General features: G+C 64.5%; 18 protein-coding genes. 11 read left to right on the forward strand and 7 right to left on the reverse strand.

The features are described 5' to 3' along the window. Positions 1-111: 111 nt before the first annotated feature. A complete protein-coding gene (locus DES44_RS05870; RefSeq protein WP_116001328.1) occupies positions 112-1,044 on the reverse strand; it encodes a hypothetical protein in 933 nt (310 codons plus the stop codon). A 466-nt stretch (positions 1,045-1,510) separates the two neighbouring features. Between DES44_RS05870 and DES44_RS05875 the strand changes: the two genes are divergently transcribed. The 5 genes from DES44_RS05875 to DES44_RS05895 all read left to right on the forward strand — a co-directional run bounded on the left by DES44_RS05875 (position 1,511) and on the right by DES44_RS05895 (position 7,796). After that, positions 1,511-2,572 carry an IS630 family transposase gene (locus tag DES44_RS05875; protein WP_058935806.1) on the forward strand — a complete coding sequence of 354 codons (1,062 nt, stop codon included), beginning with the start codon at positions 1,511-1,513 and terminating at the stop codon, positions 2,570-2,572. Positions 2,573-2,791: 219 nt separating this feature from the next. Next, the gene (locus DES44_RS05880) at positions 2,792-3,271 is read left to right on the forward strand and encodes a hypothetical protein (protein WP_147306968.1); all 480 of its coding nucleotides are present in this window, start codon (positions 2,792-2,794) and stop codon (positions 3,269-3,271) included. A gap of 275 nt (positions 3,272-3,546) precedes the next feature. Beyond that, positions 3,547-4,263: a 3'-5' exonuclease gene (locus tag DES44_RS05885; protein ID WP_170156608.1), complete on the forward strand. Its 717-nt coding sequence runs from the start codon at positions 3,547-3,549 to the stop codon at positions 4,261-4,263. Between the two features lie 131 nt (positions 4,264-4,394). Next, entirely contained in the window at positions 4,395-5,960 is a 1,566-nt protein-coding gene (locus DES44_RS05890; RefSeq protein ID WP_058935803.1) for a methyl-accepting chemotaxis protein, read from the forward strand. A gap of 168 nt (positions 5,961-6,128) precedes the next feature. Continuing rightward, positions 6,129-7,796, forward strand: coding sequence for a serine hydrolase domain-containing protein (locus DES44_RS05895; RefSeq protein WP_058935802.1), 1,668 nt, complete (start codon positions 6,129-6,131; stop codon positions 7,794-7,796). Between the two features lie 86 nt (positions 7,797-7,882). Here the strand turns inward: DES44_RS05895 and DES44_RS05900 are convergent, their stop codons facing one another. The 4 genes from DES44_RS05900 to DES44_RS05915 form a co-directional block, all read right to left on the reverse strand. Then, positions 7,883-8,899, reverse strand: coding sequence for a cytochrome d ubiquinol oxidase subunit II (locus DES44_RS05900; RefSeq protein WP_058935801.1), 1,017 nt, complete (start codon positions 8,897-8,899; stop codon positions 7,883-7,885). Continuing rightward, entirely contained in the window at positions 8,896-10,284 is a 1,389-nt protein-coding gene (locus DES44_RS05905) for a cytochrome ubiquinol oxidase subunit I (protein ID WP_058935800.1), read from the reverse strand. The genes DES44_RS05900 and DES44_RS05905 overlap by 4 nt, the downstream gene beginning before the upstream one ends. A 155-nt stretch (positions 10,285-10,439) precedes the next feature. Then, the gene (locus DES44_RS05910) at positions 10,440-11,246 is read right to left on the reverse strand and encodes a hypothetical protein (RefSeq protein WP_058935799.1); all 807 of its coding nucleotides are present in this window, start codon (positions 11,244-11,246) and stop codon (positions 10,440-10,442) included. 171 nt (positions 11,247-11,417) lie between these two features. Then, positions 11,418-12,224 carry an EcsC family protein gene (locus DES44_RS05915; protein ID WP_058935798.1) on the reverse strand — a complete coding sequence of 269 codons (807 nt, stop codon included), beginning with the start codon at positions 12,222-12,224 and terminating at the stop codon, positions 11,418-11,420. A 308-nt stretch (positions 12,225-12,532) separates the two neighbouring features. Between DES44_RS05915 and DES44_RS05920 the strand changes: the two genes are divergently transcribed. Then, positions 12,533-14,302 (forward strand): glycoside hydrolase family 16 protein, encoded by a 1,770-nt coding sequence (locus DES44_RS05920; protein ID WP_058935797.1) that lies wholly within the window; start codon positions 12,533-12,535, stop codon positions 14,300-14,302. Between the two features lie 88 nt (positions 14,303-14,390). Here the strand turns inward: DES44_RS05920 and DES44_RS05925 are convergent, their stop codons facing one another. Then, entirely contained in the window at positions 14,391-14,681 is a 291-nt protein-coding gene (locus tag DES44_RS05925; protein WP_058935796.1) for a DUF7710 domain-containing protein, read from the reverse strand. A gap of 188 nt (positions 14,682-14,869) precedes the next feature. Here DES44_RS05925 and DES44_RS05930 point away from each other — a divergent pair, with 188 nt between their 5' ends. Beyond that, positions 14,870-16,384 carry an ATPase domain-containing protein gene (locus DES44_RS05930; RefSeq protein ID WP_083525704.1) on the forward strand — a complete coding sequence of 505 codons (1,515 nt, stop codon included), beginning with the start codon at positions 14,870-14,872 and terminating at the stop codon, positions 16,382-16,384. A gap of 20 nt (positions 16,385-16,404) precedes the next feature. Beyond that, entirely contained in the window at positions 16,405-17,982 is a 1,578-nt protein-coding gene (locus DES44_RS05935) for an ATP-binding protein (RefSeq protein ID WP_170156609.1), read from the forward strand. Between the two features lie 159 nt (positions 17,983-18,141). Here DES44_RS05935 and DES44_RS05940 read toward each other — a convergent pair whose 3' ends face one another. After that, positions 18,142-18,420 carry a cold-shock protein gene (locus DES44_RS05940; RefSeq protein ID WP_058935793.1) on the reverse strand — a complete coding sequence of 93 codons (279 nt, stop codon included), beginning with the start codon at positions 18,418-18,420 and terminating at the stop codon, positions 18,142-18,144. A 248-nt stretch (positions 18,421-18,668) separates the two neighbouring features. On the opposite strand from DES44_RS05940, the gene clpS reads away from it, so the two are divergent. The 3 genes from clpS (at position 18,669) to DES44_RS05955 (ending at position 21,862) form a co-directional block, all read left to right on the forward strand. Continuing rightward, positions 18,669-19,034, forward strand: coding sequence for an ATP-dependent Clp protease adapter ClpS (clpS, locus tag DES44_RS05945; protein WP_058935792.1), 366 nt, complete (start codon positions 18,669-18,671; stop codon positions 19,032-19,034). Beyond that, entirely contained in the window at positions 19,031-21,349 is a 2,319-nt protein-coding gene (clpA, locus tag DES44_RS05950) for an ATP-dependent Clp protease ATP-binding subunit ClpA (RefSeq protein ID WP_058935791.1), read from the forward strand. Before clpS ends, clpA begins: the two co-directional genes overlap by 4 nt. A 288-nt stretch (positions 21,350-21,637) precedes the next feature. Then, entirely contained in the window at positions 21,638-21,862 is a 225-nt protein-coding gene (locus DES44_RS05955) for a hypothetical protein (RefSeq protein WP_147306969.1), read from the forward strand. Positions 21,863-21,903: the final 41 nt, after the last annotated feature.

Genomic DNA, 21,903 nt, shown 5'->3' on the forward strand with positions numbered 1-21,903 from the left:
CCGAGCCCACTCTGCGCTTGGAGGGCCGCACGGTGTCCGCCTCGTTCGTGGGCGCGGACAACGTGTATCGGTGCCCTGAGAACGTCCCTGTTGCCACGGCGACCTTGGCCCCTACGGCTGCAACACCCTGACTGACGTATGCGTGAACGCTTCGACCGGTTCCAGATCGTCCAGGCTCTCCTGCTGGTCCCCCGTCCATCCGTATAGGGTACGCACCGGTGGCCTGTTCCCGCCGCTCCCGCGGTTCTTCCTCCGCGGAGCATTCATGTATTCAACTCTGACCCGAATGGCCAAGGGCTTGCCGAGCACATGGACCTCACGTAGCGCCGCCTCCACACGCTCTACAAAGGCGTCGGTGCGATCCTTGCATCCATTGCAGGGACCATTAGTACCCTTGATGTTGATGGTCAGTTCATCGGCGTGACTGATGCGCGCGAGGTTCTGCCGAATCAGGTAGAACAGATACGTCAGGGTCTTGCCCTCGGCGTCATTCTGGGAGATCCGATATTCAGGGATCGCCTTGTCGAGTGGGAAAGCATTGGGATCCGGCGTAGGGCCCGCACCGACAATCGGCGCCCACCCCAGCAACTGCGTGTCGTCGAGGACCAGATTCCCCGAGACCATAGTGTTGCCCTGAGCAGCAGAGGCTCCCGGAATCGCCTGCATCTGCATCAGGTTGATGAGTCGGATGATTTCCCGAAGGTGCAGGGTGCTGTTCGCCACGTCGCGAGTGGCGGGATCCTCCTGGAGGATCTGTCGATGCAAGCGATAAAGCTGATCGATGTCGCAATCGCGGTATAGGAGGAAGAGTTTGTCGTTGTCGGCCGTATTGTTGGTCTCGCACCCCGCGAACGGCACCCGTTGCACGACCTGCCGAGAAGCCACCACACGAGCGCCATAAGCACCAAAGGTACGATCGATCAATTGGCGTTGCGCCAGCAATCGCGGGCTATTTGCCAGGAGCGGATGCTCCCCGGCGCCCGCCGACCTTGTGGCCTGAGCGGCCTGGCGAGGCAGGCTCGCCACCTTTACGAAGTTGGCCATGATTCCCCATCGAGAGCGTGTCGCAGAGGACCGCATCCTCTCGTGCCGGAGATCACACCACCATCAGCGCAGCGCGGAGATCGGCGTTCGAAATATCCGACGTAGGTCACCTATCGCTCCCACCATCTTCCACACCTCCCGGCCCGCTCGCCGCCTAAGAGCATGGACGCTGACAGCCTGACAGGGCGGCTCGACGCAGACAAGCTGTCGATCAAAGCGACGACCGGTACCCGCAGGCGATAGCAGCTGGCCTTCTGGAGCCTTCGATCCAAGGGCTCCTTACGGCGATCAAGCGTAATGCTCTTTGCTGCCTGCTCGGCCCGCCTGAACGAAGCGCCCGAAAAGTCCCCTGACGCTCGTTCCTAGTGTCATGTCCCGTTAGTTTCTAGCATTAATCCTGCATACCATTGCGGCGTCTTGGAACCGGGATACCGCAATGAGGACAGGCCGACCGAAGGTTGAATAGCTGCTGACTGAAGAGGAGCGCGCGCAGCTTCAGTCGTTTGCTCGCAGCCGCTCGCTGCCTGCTGCGTTGAGCACGCGGGCGTGCATCGTTCTCAGCAGCACAGACGGCGAACTCAACAGCGCCATTGCCGCGCGCCTGAAGCTCACCAAGGCCACCGTGGGTGAGTGGCGCACGCGCTTCATCGAGCGACGCATCCCCGGGATGTATGACGATGTGCGCCCGGGCAAGCCTCGCACGATCCACGATGAGCGTGTGGCGCAGTTGATCAAGACCACGCTGCATACGAAACCGGCCAATGGCTCGACGCACTGGAGCGTGCGCACCGTGGCCGCCGAGACCGGCATCTCCAAGACCAGCGTGCAGCGCTACTTCCAGCTCTTCGGGCTGCAGCCGCATCGCACCGAGAGCTTCAAGCTGTCCAACGACCCTTTCTTCATTGAGAAGCTGCGCGACGTGGTTGGCCTGTACCTGAGCCCTCCGGACAACGCGCTGGTCATCTGCGTGGATGAGAAGAGCCAATGCCAGGCGCTGGAGCGCACGCAGCCGATGCTGCCCATGGGCTTCGGCTACGTCGAGGGCGTCACGCACGACTACAAGCGTCACGGCACAACCACGCTGTTCGCGGCGTTGAACGTGCTCAATGGCGCCGTGCTGGCTGCCTGCAAGCCGCGTCACCGGCATCAGGAGTTCCTGTCCTTCTTGCGCGACATCGACAAGGCGGTGCCTGCCGAGTTGGACATTCACTGCATCTGCGACAACTACGCCACCCACAGCCACCCGAAGGTCAAGGCCTGGTTGGCCACGAGGCCGCGCTGGCACCTGCACTTCATCCCCACCTACAGCTCGTGGCTGAACCAGGTCGAGCGCTTCTTCGCGCTGATCACCGACAAGGCTACCCGCCGCGGTTCGTTCACCAGCGTTAAGCAACTCGTGCAGCGCATTGACCACTTCGCCGCTGGATACAACGCGAACTGCCAGCCGTTCAAGTGGACTGCTACCGCCGACTCGATCCTTGAGAAGCTGCATCGACTTTGCTCACGTATCAGCAGGACAGGACACTAGGCGGCGCTGGATTCTAGACACCCACCACCGCGAAATCGCCAGTGACGCGATAACTCCCCCATCAAGGGGAGAGGCTTCGCCGGTGGGGTGGAATCGGAGCGAGGAGTGGGACGGCTTCCGGAAAGCAGTCGATCTGGGGCGCCGGAGATTCCCCGACGTTGCTGTGAGACAGGACGCTCGCTCATGCGACGCTGCACGGCCCCGGTCTAGAATCAAACCATGACTCTGACGCCGAAAGTCGCGTTCCTTGCATTCGCGATCAGTTTTGGCCTGTGCCACGCGCAGGACATGGACCCGTCGAAATGGAAGCCAGGGCAAGTCCTGTCTGAAACTTCAGAGGACATGGGTTTCGGATTTCGTCTGGTGGAGCGTGAGGTGGTCAATCCGGCGAGCCACTGGGAAGGCATAGGGCATTTCGCCTTTTTCTACTTCCGGGAGCAGCAGCTTTGCCAATGCAGTCGAACTGAAGTCTCCATCTCGCCGTCGGGCAAATACGCGCTGCTAAAGGATGGCCGTTCTGGCAAGTTGCTCTTGTTCAACGCACCGCTGAATCGTTTCACCGAGGTCACGAAGAAGTACGTTGGCAGTCCTGAAAAGTTCGAATGGAGAGAGCAAGACGGCAAGGCCACCATCACCCTCTTTCAGGAGCGCAAACGGGGCAACAAGAAAGCGTCACCCATCACCATTGCGCTGCCTTGACCCCAGTCACACGACGCCACGCTCCTGCAGCGTCCGCAGCATGACCGCGGCACCGCATTGCTTTGAAACGGCAGCGGGGTCAAACACCCCATCGCCCAAGCGACAGCAAGCCTGCCAACGCCGCGACTCTCCGCACGCGGCCAAGCACCGGCTGCTGGCTCGAAACTCGGTTCATGGGGGACCTCGCAATCGCTCAAGCCAGTTTTTAGGCAAGCCACCCTGCGCATCCCCAGTGTTGAGGAAGGATAAAGTGATGCCCAACCATGGACCCGGATATGAACACCACGCAGCCGACGCGCTTGCACGAGCGGCGGATACCGCCCGGTCACTCCCCCCGTCACCCACGCCTGGAGCCACCGTCCAAGGACGTCATCGCGGCACTTCCCCCGTACCGCCAATTGCCGCTGGAGCGAATCCGCGTGGTGCAAAGTCCGGCGGACGAAGCCTTTGCACTCGAGCGGATGGCCGAGGCCGGCATCGTTGGTTTCGACACCGAGACCAAGCCCGTGTTCCAGGCGGGCGAGGCGTCCGATGGACCGCACATCATCCAGCTGGCCACGATGAATGACGCCTTCATCTTCCAGGTCGGGGGGAGCACGCTGCCGGAGGTGCTGCTCGACTGCCTGGAATCTCCCCACCTGCTCAAGGTCGGCTTTGGTCTTCAATCGGACCGCGGTTCCTTGCTGCGCAAGTTCGGCGTCGAGATGCAGAACGTGGTGGATGTGGCGCTGGCATTCCGGGCGCTGGGCTACAAGCAGATGGTGGGTGCCAAGGCGTCGGTGGCCATCGTGCTGGGGGAGCGGCTCAGGAAGTCCAAGAAGGCCACGACGTCGAACTGGAAGAATCGATCGCTGACGCCCGAGCAACTGCAATACGCCGCGGACGACGCACAGGCCGCTTTGGCGGTGTATCTGGCCATGGGCTGTCCGGCGCCCGAGTCCGGCCAGTCGCGGACGGGCCGCGTCCCGCCCGTCAGCACCAGCGCCGCTTGAGGGCACGACTTCCCCCGAGGCCGGTGTCCATTTCTGTCAAATTGTTCTCGCGTTTCTGAATCATTTGGAGACATGTCGCCTGAGTGGATTGTTAAGATCAATCGAAACATCAATCCCAATTTGCACAGGCTATGAAATTAAGCGATATCTCCGTGGCCAAGCGCCTCTACGGCGGCTTTGCAGTCGTGCTGACCTTTATGGTGGTCGTCACCGTCTACGGCATTGCAAAGGTGGGGGTGATCAATGCAGCACTGTCTGCCAACAGTGAAGAGAATGCATCCATTCAGCGTCACGCCATCAATTTCCGGGGCTCGGCCCATGACCGGTCCATCGCGATTCGTGATGTAGTGGCAGCCACCACTCCGGAGGAGCGAAAGCAGGAAGTCGAGGCCATCAGCAAGCTCGCGGCCTTTTACGCTGCCTCGGCAGCCCCCCTGGAACGGCTGATTGCAAGCTCCGCGCATGCAAAGGAGGTGGGGGAGCTGTACGACGGCATCAAGAAGATCGAAGCCGACGCGGTCGCGACCACCAGCGCCATCGTGGCTGCGGTGGAGCGCGGAAACCTGGAAGAGGCCAAAGCCAAGCTGTGGAGCGACGCCAAGCCACAGTACGTGCGCTGGCTGGCATCCATCAACAAGCTCATCGACTATGAAGAGGCGCGGATTCAGGCGGAGAACCGGCGCGCCCATGAGCAAGCCAGCACCTTCCGCAACGCCATGCTGATTTCCTTGTTGCTGGCCCTTGTGGCGGGTGGCCTGCTCGCCTGGATCCTTGCCCGCAGCATCGTCGTGCAACTCGGTGCGGAGCCGGCAGAGTTGGGCGCTGCGGCCCGGCGCGTGGCCGAGGGCGACCTGCAACCGGTGTCAGGGGCGGAACGGGCTGCCGCGGGCAGTGTGCTGGCCTCGCTGGGCTCGATGCAGCAAGGCCTTGCGCGGGTGGTGGGTCAAGTGCGTCAGGCGTCCGAATCCATTGCCACAGGGGCCGCCGAGATCGCAATGGGCAATGGGGATCTGTCGGTCCGCACGGAGCAGCAGGCGTCCAGCCTGGCTCGCACGGCGTCGTCCATGGCGGAGATCAACACGTCCATCCAAGCGAATGCAGAGACCGCCGCACAGGCCACTGAGCTGGCCAGCACCGCCAGTCAGGCCGCCGTGCAGGGGGGCGATGTGGTGGGGCAGGTCATTGCCACCATGGAAGAAATCGCCACCCGGTCCAGGAAGATCTCCGACATCATCGGCGTGATTGATGGCATCGCGTTTCAGACCAATATCCTGGCGCTGAATGCGGCCGTGGAGGCTGCACGGGCCGGGGAGCAAGGTCGCGGCTTTGCCGTGGTGGCGTCCGAGGTTCGGAGTCTGGCGCAACGCAGCGCTGCGGCTGCGAAGGAAATCAAGGTGTTGATCAATGCCAGCGTCGAGAAGGTGGATGCAGGCTCCCGGCTCGTTGGCGAGGCCGGTGAATCCATGGACAACATCGTGACGCAGGTGGCGCGTGTGGCCTCATTGATCGAGGACATCAGCGCAGCCTCACGACGCCAGACGGAGAGCGTGGGCTCGGTCACCGGCGAAGTCGGCGAACTGGATCAGACCACCCAGCAGAACGCCGCGTTGGTGGAGCAGAGTGCGTCCGCCGCAGAGAGCTTGAAGCATCAGGCTGAACAGTTGAAGCAGGTGGTGAACGCTTTCCGGTTGAATTGAGAGGCGTCGCTCGCCTGGGTCCTCCCTGATTCGGTCATTGGATGGTCTGGCCCATACTGCGCCGGCAGAGCACTCTATGCCTGCCATCTTGCAGTCTGTCGCAAGGCAACCGCTGTTGTGGCGGCTCGCCCAGATACTCCGCGCCATTCCAACCCTGAGCCTTGACCGATGCGCCCACTTCAGATTCCCGTCGCCGTTCTCCTTTCGCTGCTGGCCGGTGCCGTCCACGCGGGCCCGCCCGCGACGCCCGCCGCCATGACGGCCTATGCCAACAAGCTGCTGGACGAACAAAACTTCGGACCGGACACCCCGGGGGTAACGGTGCTGGTCGCCCGGGGTGATCAGTTGCTCTACAAGGGCGCCCGTGGCATGGCCAGCATCGAGCTCGGCGTGCCCATGCAGCCGGACCAGTTGCTGCGCATTGGCTCGGTGACGAAGCAGTTTGCCGCCGCGGCGCTGCTCAAGCAGATCGACGAAGGCAAGGCCAAGCTGGACGACCCCTTGTCCCGCTTTCTGCCGGACTACCCCAACGCCAGCAAGATCACCCTGCGCCAGCTGCTCAACCACACCTCCGGCGTGAAGAGCTACACCGGCATTCCGGGCTACATGGGCAATCCGGTGCGGCGTGACTTGAGCACCGACGAGCTCATCAACGAATTCAAGGATCAGCCCGTCGACTTCGCCCCCGGCGAGCGCTGGGCCTACAACAATTCCGGCTATGTGCTGGTCGGGGCCGTGGTGGAGAAGATCTCCGGACAGCCCTGGTACCAGGCGGTCGACGGCTTGCTGCTCAAACCGGCCGGCATCAACAGCATCTCCTACGAGGCGGGTGACAAGCTCTTCAAGGGCCTGGCGCGTGGCTACACCACCAACAGCGCAGGCGCTGTGGCACCCGCCGGTCTCGTCAGCATGACGCAGCCGCACGCGGCCGGCGCCTTGATCGCCAATACGGAAGCGCTGTGGCATTGGAATCAGGCCCTGCACGGCGGCAAGCTGCTGAGCAAGGCCAGCTATGCCGGCATGACCACCCCCGAGGGAGCCGCCAAGGCGTCCCGATATGGCTTCGGCATTTCCAGCGTCACGCTGCGCGACCAGGTGGTGTTGATGCACACCGGCGGCATTCACGGATTCGTGTCGGTGCTGGATTACCTGCCGGCGAGCAAGACCACGGTGGTCATTCTGCGCAACAGCGACACCGGTGGAGGCGCGGACGTCACCCTGGCGCAAAAGCTGGCCGCGTTCGCCATTGGCGAGCCGTTTCCCGATCCCGTCCCTGTCGCAGTGTCGCCAGAGCAGCTCCGCGCGGCCGAAGGCGTCTACGGCAATGGCGAGCAGCAAACCCGCACCCTGCGTGTGACGGAGGGCGTGCTGACCAGTCAGCGGACCGGCGGTGGCGTGTTGCCTCTGGTCCCCGTGGGCACTGATCACTTCGCCTTCAAAGGCTCCGTCAGCGAACTGAAGCTGGAAAGAAACGCGGAGGGCAAGGTCGTGGCCGTGCAGGTCTTCAACAATGGCGACAAACAGGGCGAGCGTTGGGACCGCCGCGGGGACCTGCCGCGTGAAGAGGCCTCCCTGTCATTGACGGCTGCACAGATGGACGAATTGGTCGGCGATTACAGCGCCCCGCAGTTCTCGATCAAGGTCTTTGTCAGCGACAAGGGGCGCTTGATGGGCCAGGCCCCGCGTCAACCGGCGTTTGAGCTTCAGGCGCGCACCCCGCGACGGGTGGAAATTCCGCAGGTCGGCGCTCAATTGGAATTCAGCGGTGAAGCGGGCAAGGCAGCGTCCGTCACGCTGATCCAGGCCGGGCAGAAGCTGGTGATGCAGCGCAATTAAGCGGGTCCACGCAAGGCGAGGGGCAGGGCATTGTCCGGCCAGTTCCTCGCCATCGGTGGGATGGGGACTTCCCCCACCCCCGTCAATCAATAGCCGAGTGCCTGCGCCTTCCCCCAGAAGACCCGATAGGAAAACCACGAATAGGCCGCAATCACCGGCAACTGCAGCATCGCGCCCACCAGCAAAAGGGTGAGCGACTCAGGCGCTGCGGCGGCATCCCACAGCGTCATCCGGTCCGGCACGACATACGGGAAGAGGCTGTAGGACAGGCCAAAGAAGCTCAGCGTCAGCACCACGCCCATCAGCGCGAGCGGCGCCCAGCACAGCTTTCCGAGCACGCGGTGGGAATTGAGCAGGCCGCGCAGGGTCGCCAGGGCCAGCAGTGCCATCAAGGGCAATGGCACCAGCACGATGGCGCCGGGCAATGCCAACCAGCGTTCGCGAATGCTCGGGCTCAGCCAGGGCGAAGCGACCGACAGCGCCACCAGGCCCGCCACCACCAGAGGCCAGGCGCGCTTCGCCCAGGCCACCGCGCGCCGCTGCAGGTCACCTTCCGTCTTGATCAGCAGCCAGGCCGCGCCCAGCAGCGCATAGCAGGCCGGCAGCGAGACCGCCACGAGCGCGGAAAACAGCAGCGCTGCGCCACTGTCCCCAAAGCCGCTCACGTAACGGCCCAGCATCCAGCCCTGCGCCACCGATGCCATGGCCGAGCCACTGCAAAAGGCAATGTCCCAGGCCCGCTTCTGCGAAGGCGCAGACTTCGCCCGGAAATCAAATGCCGCGCCGCGCAGGATCAACCCCAGCAGCATCAGCACCACCGGTCCATACAGGGCAGTGAGCACCACGCCCTGCGCCTTGGGAAAGGCCACCAGCAGCAAGCCGACCGCCAGCACCAGCCAGGTCTCGTTGGCGTCCCAGAAGGGGCCGATGGAGGCGATCATCCGGTCGCGCTCCTGCTCCGTGGCCAGACCGGACAACAGGCCCACGCCCAGGTCATAACCGTCCAGCACCACATAGACCAGGAGCGATACCCCCAGCAGTGCCATGAAGATCAGGGGCAGCCATCCGCCTTCGGCCGGCATTGCGCTCATCATCGTGTTCATACGAAGGTCCGGGAAAAGTTCAGGGGTGCAGCGGGCGCGGGCAGGGCGCCCGGTCCGATCAATTCGGTCTTGTCCGCCGTCTCTGGCGTTTCGGACTTCTCGGCCATCCGCTTGATGGCCACGACATACGCCACCAGCAGCGCCAGATACACCGTCGCATAACCCGCCAGGGAAGCAGCAATCCAGCTGCTGGGGGTGGTGGACGCCAAGGTGTCGGTGCGCAGCACCCCGTACACCACATAGGGCTGGCGACCGATCTCCGTGACATACCAGCCCGCTACGGTGGCCACCCAGCCTGAGAAGCTCATGCCGGACAGAACCCACAGCCATGGCCTGGGCAGGCTTTGCCAGCCCGACCGCCGCAGCGCCCACAGGCCGGCCCAGGCCGCCACCAGCATCAGCATGCCCGCGCCCACCATCACCCGAAAACCGTAGAACAGCGGCTTCACCGGCGGGTGAGCGCCCTGGAACTCATTCAGGCCGCGGATCTCGCCGTCGATATCGTGGGTGAGGATCAGGCTGGCCAGTCGCGGAATGCCGATCTCGAATCTGTTCTCGCGGGCCTGTGCGTCGGGCACTGCAAACAGCAGCAACGGGGCTCCGCGCTCGGTCTGCCATACGCCTTCCATGGCCGCGATCTTGGCGGGCTGATGCTGCAAGGTATTGAGACCATGCATGTCGCCGGCCAGGATCTGCAGCGGAATCAGCACGGAAGCCAATGTCAGCCCCAGGCGCAGCACACTGCGGGTCTCCGGCCTTTGCACGCCTTTGAGCAATTGCCAGGCACTCACGCCACTGAGCAGGAAGGCCACCGTCAGGCCCGACGCTAGCAGCTTGTGCACCAGTCGATAGGGGAAGGACGGATTGAAGACGATGGCCCACCAGTTCGTCGCATGCATCACGCCGTCCCGCATCTCATAGCCCGCGGGCGTTTGCATCCAGGAATTGAGGCTCAGGATCCAGAAGGCACTGAGCGTGGTGCCAAACGCCACGATGGCCGTGGCCGCGAGATGCACGCGCGGGCTCACCCGGTTGCGGCCAAAGAGCATGATGCCGAGGAAGCCCGCTTCCAGGAAGAAGGCCGTGAGCACTTCATAACCCAGCAGCGGCCCGGCGATGTTGCCGGCCCGTTCCATGAAGCCCGGCCAGTTGGTGCCGAACTGGAAACTCATGGTGACGCCGCTCACGACGCCCAGTGCAAAGCTCAGCGCAAAGACCTTGGTCCAGAACTGATAGGCCGCCATCCACCGCGGCTCTGCAGTCCGTCGCCAGCGCCACAGCATGAAGAGCAGCACCCACCCCAATGCAATCGTGATGGTGGGGAACAGGATGTGAAAGGTGATGTTGAGCGCGAACTGCATTCGCGCAAGGATCAGGGGGTCCATGATTCAGTCCGTCACTCAGGCGACTGAATTGTTGGCGCTTCGATTTGTTCGGGGAAGGGACACTTTGTCCTAGGACAAACTGCCCTAGGACAGAGTGTCCAAGGGGCTTTCAAGGACGCGGCAAGGGCCATTCAGCGGCCATTGCCTGGCGCCCGTCAGCAGCCGACGCCGGTGAGGTAAGTCGTCGGCGCATTGCGCCCCGGGCGGGCCTGGGTGGAGAGGACCAAGGCCTGATGGGTGGAATTGGAGCCGTTGAGCGAGAACAAAAAGTCCGGCTTTCCATCGCCATCGAAATCGCCCAGCGCGATGAGTCGCACATCCCATCCATAGCCGCCCAGGTCGTACTCGTAGCGCGCGCCGTCCATCTCCAGGGTGAACTGGGTGCCTTCGCCGTAGGGGCGGCCATCCGGCGTGCGGAAGCCATTCTGAACGGTGAAGGCGTAGGGGAAGTTGCCGAGCTTGAGCTGGAAGCGGTAGCCCAGTTCCGGCACCAGCGTGGTGGTGCCATTTTTGAATCGATGCAGCGGCACCACGCGCGGCTTGAGCGAAAGACCCGGCACGCGGATGTAGGACGTGTAGGGTCCCGATCCCGTCGATGCATCCGCCAAGGGCGTGTCCGTGTCCGCCCCGCCGCGCTGGGCGAGCGCCACCTGGTCGAGGATGGGCTTGAACAGGACCTTGGCCTCGGCGGACGGGATGGGCTTGAGCGTCAAGGTCGCGGCCTGGTCGTCCAGCGTCATCGAGACCCAGCCGTCCATCGGCCAACGGGCGGCGGGCAGGCCGTCAAAAGGGGCCGGGATCAGGTGGGTGCCAACGCCGCCGCGCCACTCGCCGAACTCCAGCATGACGCCAGGGGGCTTGAGCGGCGTGACCTCTGCCGCCTGGGTCGCCACTGTGAGGACGGGCAAGGCCATGCTCATGCCGATCAGGACAGCGCGGGAACGATGACGAAGCTTGTGCATAGGAAACTCAGGCGACGTGCCAGGGTGCGGCAGGGCACATTGTCGCGCCTGCGGAGTCCGGTTGGATGGCTCGTCCTGTAACGATGACGACAGACCATGGGGGGCCGCGATCACGTGAACGCGATCACGCGTCCGCGATGACCGCACTGCTGCCCCGGCCCCGGCTGGTGCTCAAGCAGCCGCCGCGTGAGGCGATGCCGCCCCCAGCCGCTCATACGCCTGCAGCACCACCTCCGACCCATAGATCCGCTCCAGTCGCCGCACGGTGAAATGCCCGCGGCTCATGTCCTGGAAGTGGCTCACGAACAGGAAGTTGATGGTGCCGCCCGCCACCGCCCCGATCACCGGCACGGCCTGCGCGGCCAGCTTCTCGGTGACCTGCACCTGGAACCGCGCCGCGATGGCGGCGATCACGCGCACCAGCACGGGCGCTCCTTCGCCTGCGACGGCGTTGGCCACCAGGTAGTCCGCCGCCTCGCTCAGCAGCTTGGCCATGCTCGAGCGCAGCGCCAGGTAGCCGGATTCGCCCGCGTCGTCCTTGTCCGTCGGCCCGCCCATGCCAAACACCTTCAGGCATTCGAGCTTGACCTCGGCACTGTGGATGTCTTCCCCATTGGCGCGGGCGATGTCGGCAATGGAGCGGAAGATCACCCCCGTGGACACCGGCAGTTCCACCGGCAAGGCCGCCAGTCCGAAGAACCCACCCGCCGCGCCACTCACGGTGGCCAGCATCTTGTGCAGGCGCGGAGAGTCCAGGGCAGGGGTCTTGTCCATGGTGCCCAGGGCGCCCGCCAGCGTCACCTTCAGCGCCTTTTCCGTGGCCGTCGCCACGATGGCTTTGGCGGACTTCGGCAATCCGGCCAAGGCGTATTCAATCGGGCGCCCCAGCAGGTGGGACGTGCGCGCCATGAAGCCCGGGTTCTCCAGAAGCGCGTGGGCTTGCTGCAGTTCTTGAAGATGCTGGGGGGAGAGCGTCATGGCGGGGTCCTGCGTCTGAAGAGCGAGCGTTGCACCGAGGCAATCCGCTCGCCCGATCACGGTAACAGACGTAGCGTCGTCCGGGAAAACCCGTCCCGTTTTCGCTCGCCCGGATACGCCCGATTCAGCCCGTTGCAAAGCCACACGCCTGTGAAACCCCTCTCGTCTGAAAGCGGTTTCAAAATCCGCCATTCTTGTCTAGGATGACCAGCGCTGGAGAAGCCGCCCGGGGCTCGCCGTCGCAGAACGTCAGCCTCTGGCGCCGATCGGTGCCCTCCCGCACCCACCGACCTTTCTTGGAGACAACCATGGGACTTCAGACACCTCGCTTCCCCTCGTCGGCGCTGCTGCGCTCGGCCTCACTGGGGCTGCTTGTGGCGGCCAGTGCGCAGGCTGGCGCCAGTGTGACCAATCCGACCATCGGCCGCCTGTTGTGGTCCGATGAATTCAACGGCAGTTCGCTCAACACCAGCATCTGGCGCACCTACGACGGCAATGGCTGCCAGATCAATCTGTGCGGCTACGGCAATGCGGAGCTGGAGTACTACAGCCCCAACAACCTCTCCATTGCGGATGTGCCTTTCGAGCCCGGCACGCGGGCCCTGGCCATTCGCGCCCAGCGCCAGACGGTGGGCAGCAACCAGTTCACTTCCGGCAAGGTGGACACCTACGGCAAGGTGCAGATCCAGTACGGGATGATCGAGGTGCGCATGGCCTCGCCGTCCGTGGCCACCGGGCTGTGGCCGGCCGCCTGGCTGCTGGGCACCAGCCCGCAAACGTGGCCGCGCAATGGCGAGATCGACATGATGGAGCAGGGCCACCGCGCATCCGCATGGTCCGCGGCGGGGGCTCCGTCTCCGGACTATTACGTCGGCGCCAACGTGATCACCTGGGCCCAGGCGGCCTGCGTGCCGGGCAATGAATCCTGCGCGGCGTCCACGGCCTGGCAGACCAAGAACTGGTACAAGCCGCAGGCCTCGCTGGCGAATCGCTTCGTCAAATACCGCCTGTACTGGACCGAAAGCCAGATGCGCTTCACAGTGGTCGACAACGATGGCGAGCACGACATGTACAACGCGCCGCTGCCGGTGACGTCCACGTCCCTGCAGGCCCCGTTCTACATGCTGCTGAACCTGGCCGTGGGCGGCAACTTCACCGATGCGGCCAACCCGTCGCAGGTCACGGCCCAGCTGCCCGCCACGATGTATGTGGACTATGTGCGGGTCTATCAACTGGACGGCAAGGGCGAAGTGAAGCTGGGCAGCCAGATCACGCCGGAGGTGGGCAAGTTCGGTGTGTTCACCGACAATACCACGGTCAACAATAAGCTGGTGGCCGGCACCTCGTCCGACATCTTCCTGTGGAACACCGCTTCGTCCGGCGCGGGCAACATCGCCCCGTTTGAAGGCAGCAATGTGATCGCCTGGAGCTACAACGCGCCGGGGCAATGGTTCGGCGGCGGCATCCAGTCCCGTCAGATCCGCGACCTGAGCAATTTCCGCAATGGCACGGTCAAGTTCCGCATCAAGATTCCGGCGGATGTGTCCTTCAACATCGGCATTGGCGACACCTACACCAACCAGTCGTGGGTGAACTTCCCGGCGGGCACCACCACCTTCGGCCTGGTGCGCAATGGGGATTGGGGCACGGCGACGATTCCGGTCTCGACGCTGATCGGCCCGAAGATTGCGCTGCAATCGGTCGCGGACATCTTCATGATCTCCAGCGATGCGAATCGGCTGCCCACGTCCCAGTTCCAGTTCGCCATCGATGATGTGGTGTGGGACTCCGGCACCAGCACCCAGGAGCCGCCGACCCAGCCCGCACCTGCCGGCATCAGCCAGCCGACCGCGACCTCGGTGAAGTTCAGCGAGCCGACTGGCACCTGGGCGGATGTGCACTACACCGTCAATGGCGGCGGCCAGCTCAATGTCCGCATGTCCAAGGAAGGCAGCGGCAATGCCTACACGGTGAGCGGACTGAAGAAGGGCGACGTGGTGCGCTACAACTTCACCTACTGGGACCCCAGCCGCAACGCCGCCTATGACACGGCGCAGCAGAGCTACACGCTGAAGTGAGCCGCGCCCTCAGGGCCGCACGGTCCTGATCGCTGCACGCGCTGAGCCCTACGGCGCCCGTCTTGACGGGCGCTTTTTCATGGGCGGGTCAGACCCGTTCGCCGTTGTCGTAGTGGAAGTGTTCCTGCGCGGCGGTGGTGAAACTGCCGATGAAGTCGGGCTCCTGGCGCTTGAGGGCCAGCTTGTCGCGGGACAGGCCGGTGCAGCCCGCTGCTTCGGCCCAGTCGAAGCAGCCCTGGTCCAGGGGATAGGCGGTGAGCGTGCCCGTGAGGCGGTGCTGGCGGATCCAGGTTTCGGCCCGGTCGACCGCGCTGAAGATGCCGCCCGGGAAGGGGCCGCGGCGCCCGGTGAACACCCAGACCGTGGAAGAAGGGAGCATGGCAGTAGCAGGCGTTGAAGGGAGGAGGAGGGGCGCCGAGGGTCCCCGGCGTACACCCTCAGCGTACTGTGTCAGACAAGGCCGATGGCCGCCGACGGACCCGGCCGCATTGTGGCCCCGCCCGGGGCAAAGTGGCGTCACCGGGCCCGAAGCTTGCCAAACGAGGGCAGTTCCCTCACGAGGCACCCATGAATCCATCGTCCGTCGCCCCACCCACAGACAAGGTCAGCACAGGCGTCCCCGGCCTTGACGACGTGCTGCGCGGCGGTCTTCCGGCCGGCCATCTGTACCTGCTGGAGGGTGCCTCGGGCGCTGGCAAGACGACGCTGGGCCTGCAATTCCTGCTGGAAGGACGGCGGCAAGAGGAACGGGTGCTCTGGTGCACCCTGGCGGAGACCGAGTCCCAATTGCTCGCCACCGCCCGCTCCCATGACTGGGACCTGAGCGGCATCGACGTCATCAACCTCGCCGATTCCGACGGCCCGGACGACGCCGACTATTCGTTTTTCTCCCCCAGCGATGTGGAGCTGAACGACGTCGTCGGCCGCATCCTGTCCGTCACTCAGAACCTTCGCCCGACCCGGGTGGTGTTCGACCCTTTCTCCGACGTGAAGCTGCTGGCCCGGGACCCGCTGCGTTTCCGGCGCCAGTTGCTCAAGCTGCGCGAGCATTTCTCGGAGCTGGGCGCCACGGTGCTGTTGATCCAGGAGGCCGGCATCGATTCGACCTCGGACACCGCCGGCGAGGGCGTGGTGCACGGCATCATCACGCTCTACCAGCATGCGCCCGACTACGGCAAGCAGCGCCGCCGCCTGCAGGTGCACAAGATGCGCGGCGTGCCGGTGCGGGAGGGCTTTCACGACATCTCGATCGAAACCGGTGGGGTGGTCGTTTATCCCCGCCTGGTGGCCAATGAGCATGACACGCCGGTCACCGCGGGCCTGGCCAGCAGCGGCTGCGAGGACCTGGACGCCATGATGGGCGGCGGCCTGGACCTGGGGTCCAGCCTGCTGGCGACCGGGCCGTCGGGCATCGGCAAAAGCACGCTGTGCATGCAGTTCATGAACGAGTCGGCCCGGCAGGGCGGTCACGTGGCGGCTTTCCTCTTTGACGAGACCCGCCGCGCCTTCCTCGCCCGTGCCGATGCGCTGGGCATGCCCACCCGCGCTCTGATCGACCAGGGCCGGGTGTCGCTGCGCCAGATCGACCCGGCGGAGTTCTCGCCCGGCGAGTTTGCGCACCTGATCCGCCGCAAGGTGGAGGAAGAGGGCGCCCGGATGGTCGTGATCGACTCGCTCAACGGCTACCTCACCGCCATGCCGGACGAGAAGCATCTGGCCATGCACATGCACGAGCTGCTGAGTTATCTGTCCAACCGCGGCGTGGCCACGCTGCTGACGCTGAACCAGCAGGGCATCGTTGGTGAATCGGCGACGCCGCTGGACGTGACCTACCTGGCTGACGCCGCCATCCTGATGCGCTACTTCGAGACCGATGCACAAATCCGCCGGGCCCTGTCGGTGGTCAAGCGCCGCATGGGCCCGCATGAAGCCACGATCCGGGAGATGCACATCGCATTGCCGGGCGTGCGGCTGGGGCAGCAGCTCATCGGTTATCGCGGCGTGCTCTCCGGCCTGCCGGAAGCGCGTGGCAAGGGTCCCGGGGTGGACGGCCAGACGGACAGCGTGACGGGGCCCGCATGACCCAGGACCGATTGCATCCCTTGACCGTCCCCTCGCGCGACCCCACGCGGGACGATGCCGATGTGCTGATCCTGGCGGCCCCGCGGGACGCGGAACTGACGGTGCGTGCGCTGGCATCGGCGGGCTATCGCTGCCGGGCCTGCGCCTCGGAAGACGCGCTGCTGGAGGCGCTGTCGCCGGTGTCGGGCTCGCTGCTGATCGCCGAGGAGCGGCTGACCCGAGGGCTGCTCGGCCGGCTGGCCGCGCGCATCCATGAGCAGCCGGCCTGGTCGGACCTGCCGGTGTTGATCGTGGCCAACCATGGCACCGACCGGCTGCCTTTGAAGGCGGTGGCGGCGCTGGGCAATGTGTCGATGATCCAGCGCCCGATGACACGCGACGCGCTGCTCTCCACCGTGGCCTCGGCCTTGCGCGCCCGCCATCGGCAACTGGAAGTGCGGGACCTGCTGGAGCAGCAACGCGAGCAGAGTGAGCGCAAGGACCAGTTCCTGGCCATGCTGGCCCATGAGCTGCGCAATCCGCTCACGCCCATCCGCTACGCCGCCCATTTGCTGCAGCGACCGGGCCTGCCCAGCGACCGGCAGAGCCACCTGGCCGAGCTGGTGGACCGCCAGGTGGGCCACATGGGCCGCATCATCGACCAGTTGCTGGACGTCTCCCGCCTGACGCGTGGCCTGATCCATCTGGAGAAGACGCGGGTGGACCTGTGTGCCCTGACGCAGGACACCTTGGCGGCGCACGCCATCTCGGCACAGGCGAAGGAGATCCTGATCAGTTGCGACTGCACCTGCTCCGTCTGGGTGGAGGGCGATGAAACCCGTCTGCGCCAGGTGCTGGACAACCTGATCGACAACGCCATCAAGTTCTCGCCGCCCGGGCAGGGCATCCAGGTGCGCATCGATGCCAACGCGGGCCGGGTGCTCTGGCAGGTCCAGGATCACGGGGATGGCATCGAGCCCAAGCTGCTGCCGCAGCTGTTCGACGCATTTGTGCAGGCGGACCGGTCGCTGGAGCGTTCCCGGGGCGGTCTGGGCCTGGGGCTGGCGCTGGTCAAGGGCCTGGTGACCATGCATGGCGGCAGGGTGTGGGTCCACTCGGACGGACCGGGCCGCGGCAGTGAATTCACGGTGGAGCTGCCCGCCGAACATGCACTGGACGGGCCGCGGGATCTGAGCGCCGGCGGCGAGGCGGATGCGGTGAACGGTGAGATCCTGATCGCGGAGGACAACGTGGATGCCGCGGAGGCCTTGCGCATGATTCTGGAAGGCCACGGCTACCGCGTCACCGTGGTGCACAGCGGCCCGGATGCCATCCAGGCCCTGCGCGAATCCCGCCCGCAGGTGCTGATTTGCGACATCGGCCTGCCGGGGATCAGTGGGTATGACGTCGCCCGCGCGGCGTCGTCCGTCCATCGCCCGGAGGTGATGATCGCCGTGACGGGCTACGGCTCGGCGGAGGATCGGGCGAATGCGCTGGCGGCGGGCTTTGACGCCCACCTGGCCAAGCCGGTGGCTGTGCCGCAGTTGCTCAAGGAGGTGGCGGGGGCGCTCTCAGCCGGGGACAACCCCTCTGGAGCTGATTCGGACGGGCATTCGTGACCCGGCCGCACCCCTGCCATTGAAGAAGCGCGGCACCGGTGAAACCGTCGGCCGCGCCGTGGGCGAAGTGTGTGAGGTGTGCGAGGAGCGGACCGGTTCTTTGGCCGCTCCCCGCGGGCACCATGCCGACACAATGCCGGCAGCGCAGGGGGCCCGCGCTCAGGCGGCTGCGGCTGGCTGCTGCTGCTGCGCCAGCGAGGCTTCCGCCAGCAGGCCCACGTCCACCAGCTCACCCTCCTGGTGGCGGATGTTCTGGGCCATCAGCCCCTTGGGGCCGTTGACCAGCTCGTAGCTCACGCGGCTGCCCTGCTTCAGCGTGCGAAAGCCTTCCATCTGGATTGCCGAGAAGTGCGCAAACACATCCCCCCCGCCTTGATCCGGCTCAATGAAGCCAAACCCTTTGGCATCGCTGAACCACTTTACCGTGCCTGTAGCCATCTTTTTTCTCTCCATCCCGGTGTCTTGTCGCACCCGAGCGGATTCTCAAATCCGCGTCAAGTCAGTGTCAATTCAGGAACTCCCCGGGGTCGCCTTCGCTGAAGATGCCAAACTAGGGCTATTCCGGAGGACTTGATCATCCGGCGGGTCACCTGAAAACTGACCTGAAGCTGATCAATTTCTCGCTTGCTTGAAACCCGGGAACCCGTCCGCATGTAGGGAAGTCCCGCTGTTTATAGAATCGGTTCATGCCTTTGTTCGTCCACAACTCCACACCAGCGGGACCGCCGGGCACGCCACCGGGCCAAGATGAGGACGGCGGTGCGTCTACGACGCTGGAGCGTGTTGCTCAGAAGACGGAGCCTCCGCGCCTGTACCAGGTGCTGATGCTCAACGATGACTTCACGCCGATGGAATTCGTAGTGATGGTCTTGCAGGAATATTTCCGCCACGATCTGGATACGGCCACCCAGATCATGTTGAAGATCCATCATGAAGGTCGCGGTGTCTGCGGTGTTTTCACCAAGGATGTCGCAGCCACCAAGGTCGAAATGGTCCTGGCCGCCGCCCGGCGAGCCGGTCATCCTTTGCAGTGCATTATGGAGGCCGCATGATTGCGCAAGAGCTTGAAGTCAGCCTGCACATGGCGTTTGTGGAAGCGCGTCAGCAGCGCCACGAGTTCATCACCGTGGAACACCTGTTGATGGCGTTGCTCGACAACCCGTCCGCGGCTGAGGTGTTGCGCGCCTGCGCAGCCAATATCGAGGACCTGCGCAAGTCGCTGGCCCAGTTCATCAAGGAAAACACGCCCACCGTGGGCGGCACCGATGAGGTGGACACCCAGCCGACGCTGGGCTTCCAGCGCGTGATCCAGCGCGCCATCATGCATGTGCAGTCCACCGGCAACGGCAAGAAGGAAGTCACCGGCGCCAACGTGCTGGTGGCCATCTTCGGCGAGAAGGACTCCCACGCGGTCTACTACCTGCACCAGCAGGGCGTCACCCGCCTGGACGTGGTGAACTACATCGCGCACGGCATCAAGAAGAGCGAGCCGCCCGAACCTCCCAAGGGTCCGGAAGGCTCGGGCAATGAGTCCGAGCGTGAAGAAGGCGACGCCCAGGGCGGCAGCGGCAAGGGCTCCCCGCTGGAGCAGTTCACCCAGAACCTGAACCAGCAGGCCCGGGACGGCAAGATCGACCCGCTGATCGGCCGCGAGCTGGAGGTCGAGCGCGTGGTGCAGGTGCTGTGCCGTCGCCGCAAGAACAACCCGCTGCTGGTGGGCGAAGCCGGTGTGGGCAAGACCGCCATCGCGGAAGGCCTGGCCTGGCGCATCACCGAAGGCCAGGTGCCGGACGTGCTGGCCGAAGCCGTGGTCTATTCGCTGGACATGGGCGCGCTGCTGGCGGGCACCAAGTACCGCGGCGACTTCGAACAGCGCCTCAAGGCGGTGATCAAGCAGCTCAAGGACCAGCCGGGCGCCATCCTGTTCATCGACGAGATCCACACCCTGATCGGGGCGGGCGCTGCGTCGGGCGGCACGCTGGACGCCAGCAACCTGCTCAAGCCGGCGCTGTCGTCGGGCCAGCTCAAGTGCATCGGCGCCACCACCTTCAGCGAATACCGCGGCATCTTCGAAAAGGATGCGGCCCTGTCGCGTCGTTTCCAGAAGATCGACGTGGTGGAGCCGTCGGTGGAGCAGACGGTGGAGATCCTGAAGGGTCTGAAGTCGCGCTTTGAAGAGCACCACAGCGTGAAGTACGCGCTGGGCGCCCTGCAGGCGGCGGCGGAGCTGTCGGCCAAGTACATCAATGACCGTCATCTGCCGGACAAGGCCATCGACGTCATCGACGAAGCCGGTGCGGCTCAGCGCGTGCTGCCCAAGAGCAAGCAGAAAAAGACCATCACCCGTGCGGAGGTGGAAGACATCGTCGCCAAGATCGCGCGCATTCCGCCGGCCTCGGTGTCGTCGGACGACCGCGGCAAGCTCAAGAGCCTGGACCGGGACCTCAAGAGCGTGGTGTTCGGACAGGATCCGGCCATCGATGCCCTGGCGGCCGCCATCAAGATGGCGCGCTCGGGCCTGGGCAAGCCGGACAAGCCGATCGGCTCCTTCCTCTTCACCGGCCCGACCGGTGTGGGCAAAACCGAAGTGGCCAAGCAGCTCGCCTACATCCTGGGCATCGAGCTGATCCGCTTCGACATGTCCGAGTACATGGAGCGCCATGCGGTGAGCCGTCTGATCGGCGCGCCTCCGGGCTACGTGGGCTTTGACCAGGGCGGTCTGCTGACCGAAGCCGTCACCAAGAAGCCGCACGCCGTGCTGCTGCTGGACGAAATCGAGAAGGCGCATCCGGATGTCTTCAACGTGCTGCTGCAGGTCATGGACCACGGCACGCTGACCGACAACAACGGCCGCAAGGCCGACTTCCGCAACGTGATCATCATCATGACCACCAACGCGGGGGCGGAAGCGCTGCAGAAGGCCACCATCGGCTTCACGACCAAGCGCGAGCAGGGCGACGAAATGGGCGACATCAAGCGCCTGTTCACGCCGGAGTTCCGCAACCGTCTGGATGCGATCGTGCACTTCCGCTCGCTGGACGAGGACATCATCCTGCGGGTGGTGGACAAGTTCCTGCTGCAACTGGAGAGCCAACTGCAGGAGAAGAAGGTGGAAGTCACCTTCAGCGATGCGCTGCGCAAGCATCTGGCGGCCAAGGGCTTCGATCCGCAGATGGGCGCGCGGCCGATGCAGCGCCTCATCCAGGACACGATCCGTCGTGCACTGGCGGACGAGCTGCTGTTCGGCAAGCTGGTCGATGGCGGACGTCTGAATGTGGACGTGGACGACAAGGGCGAGGTCCAACTGGACATCACCCCGACCAAGAAGGACAACAAGCCCAAGGCGGAGCCGGCCACGGCCGACTGACGTCAAGGACGGGGGCGGGCCCAGGGCCTGCCTCTGGTTTGATTGCCTGCCTGGTCAAAGGGCCCGCTTCATCAGCGGGCCCTTTGTTTTTTCGGGGGGTCTTACGCCGAGGGTTACCCAGAAAGTTCGCTAAGCCCTTGTCGTGAAAAGAAAAAACGGCGCCGACACCCTGTACAGGGTCGGCGCCGTTATCGTATTTTTCTATGAGGCAGCGGGCCACCGCCCGCGTCGTGACGGTTCAATTCTCACAAGGCCCGAATGGTTCGGGTCGATTCAGAGGAAGCCGTTATGAAAGCAAGCATCGACCAACTGGTCCAAACCGTCCGAGCCGAGCTGGCGAGCGTCGAAAGCCGCAGCCTGGTCGTGCAAGTGAGAGAGGCAATCGGCGCAGGCCCTATGGTCGCCGCGGCGCAGGCCCGCGATGCCATTTGGCATTTCGCAGAGGACCCCCTCGTTTCCGACGAGATACGGCGGTATGCGGCGGAACAGCACGCCGCCCTTCCTCGGTTCTGACTGCACAGCGGCCAAGCGACCGGGGCAATTACAGCCATTTA

This window comes from Roseateles depolymerans (assembly GCF_003387155.1).
Taxonomy (GTDB): domain Bacteria; phylum Pseudomonadota; class Gammaproteobacteria; order Burkholderiales; family Burkholderiaceae_C; genus Roseateles; species Roseateles depolymerans.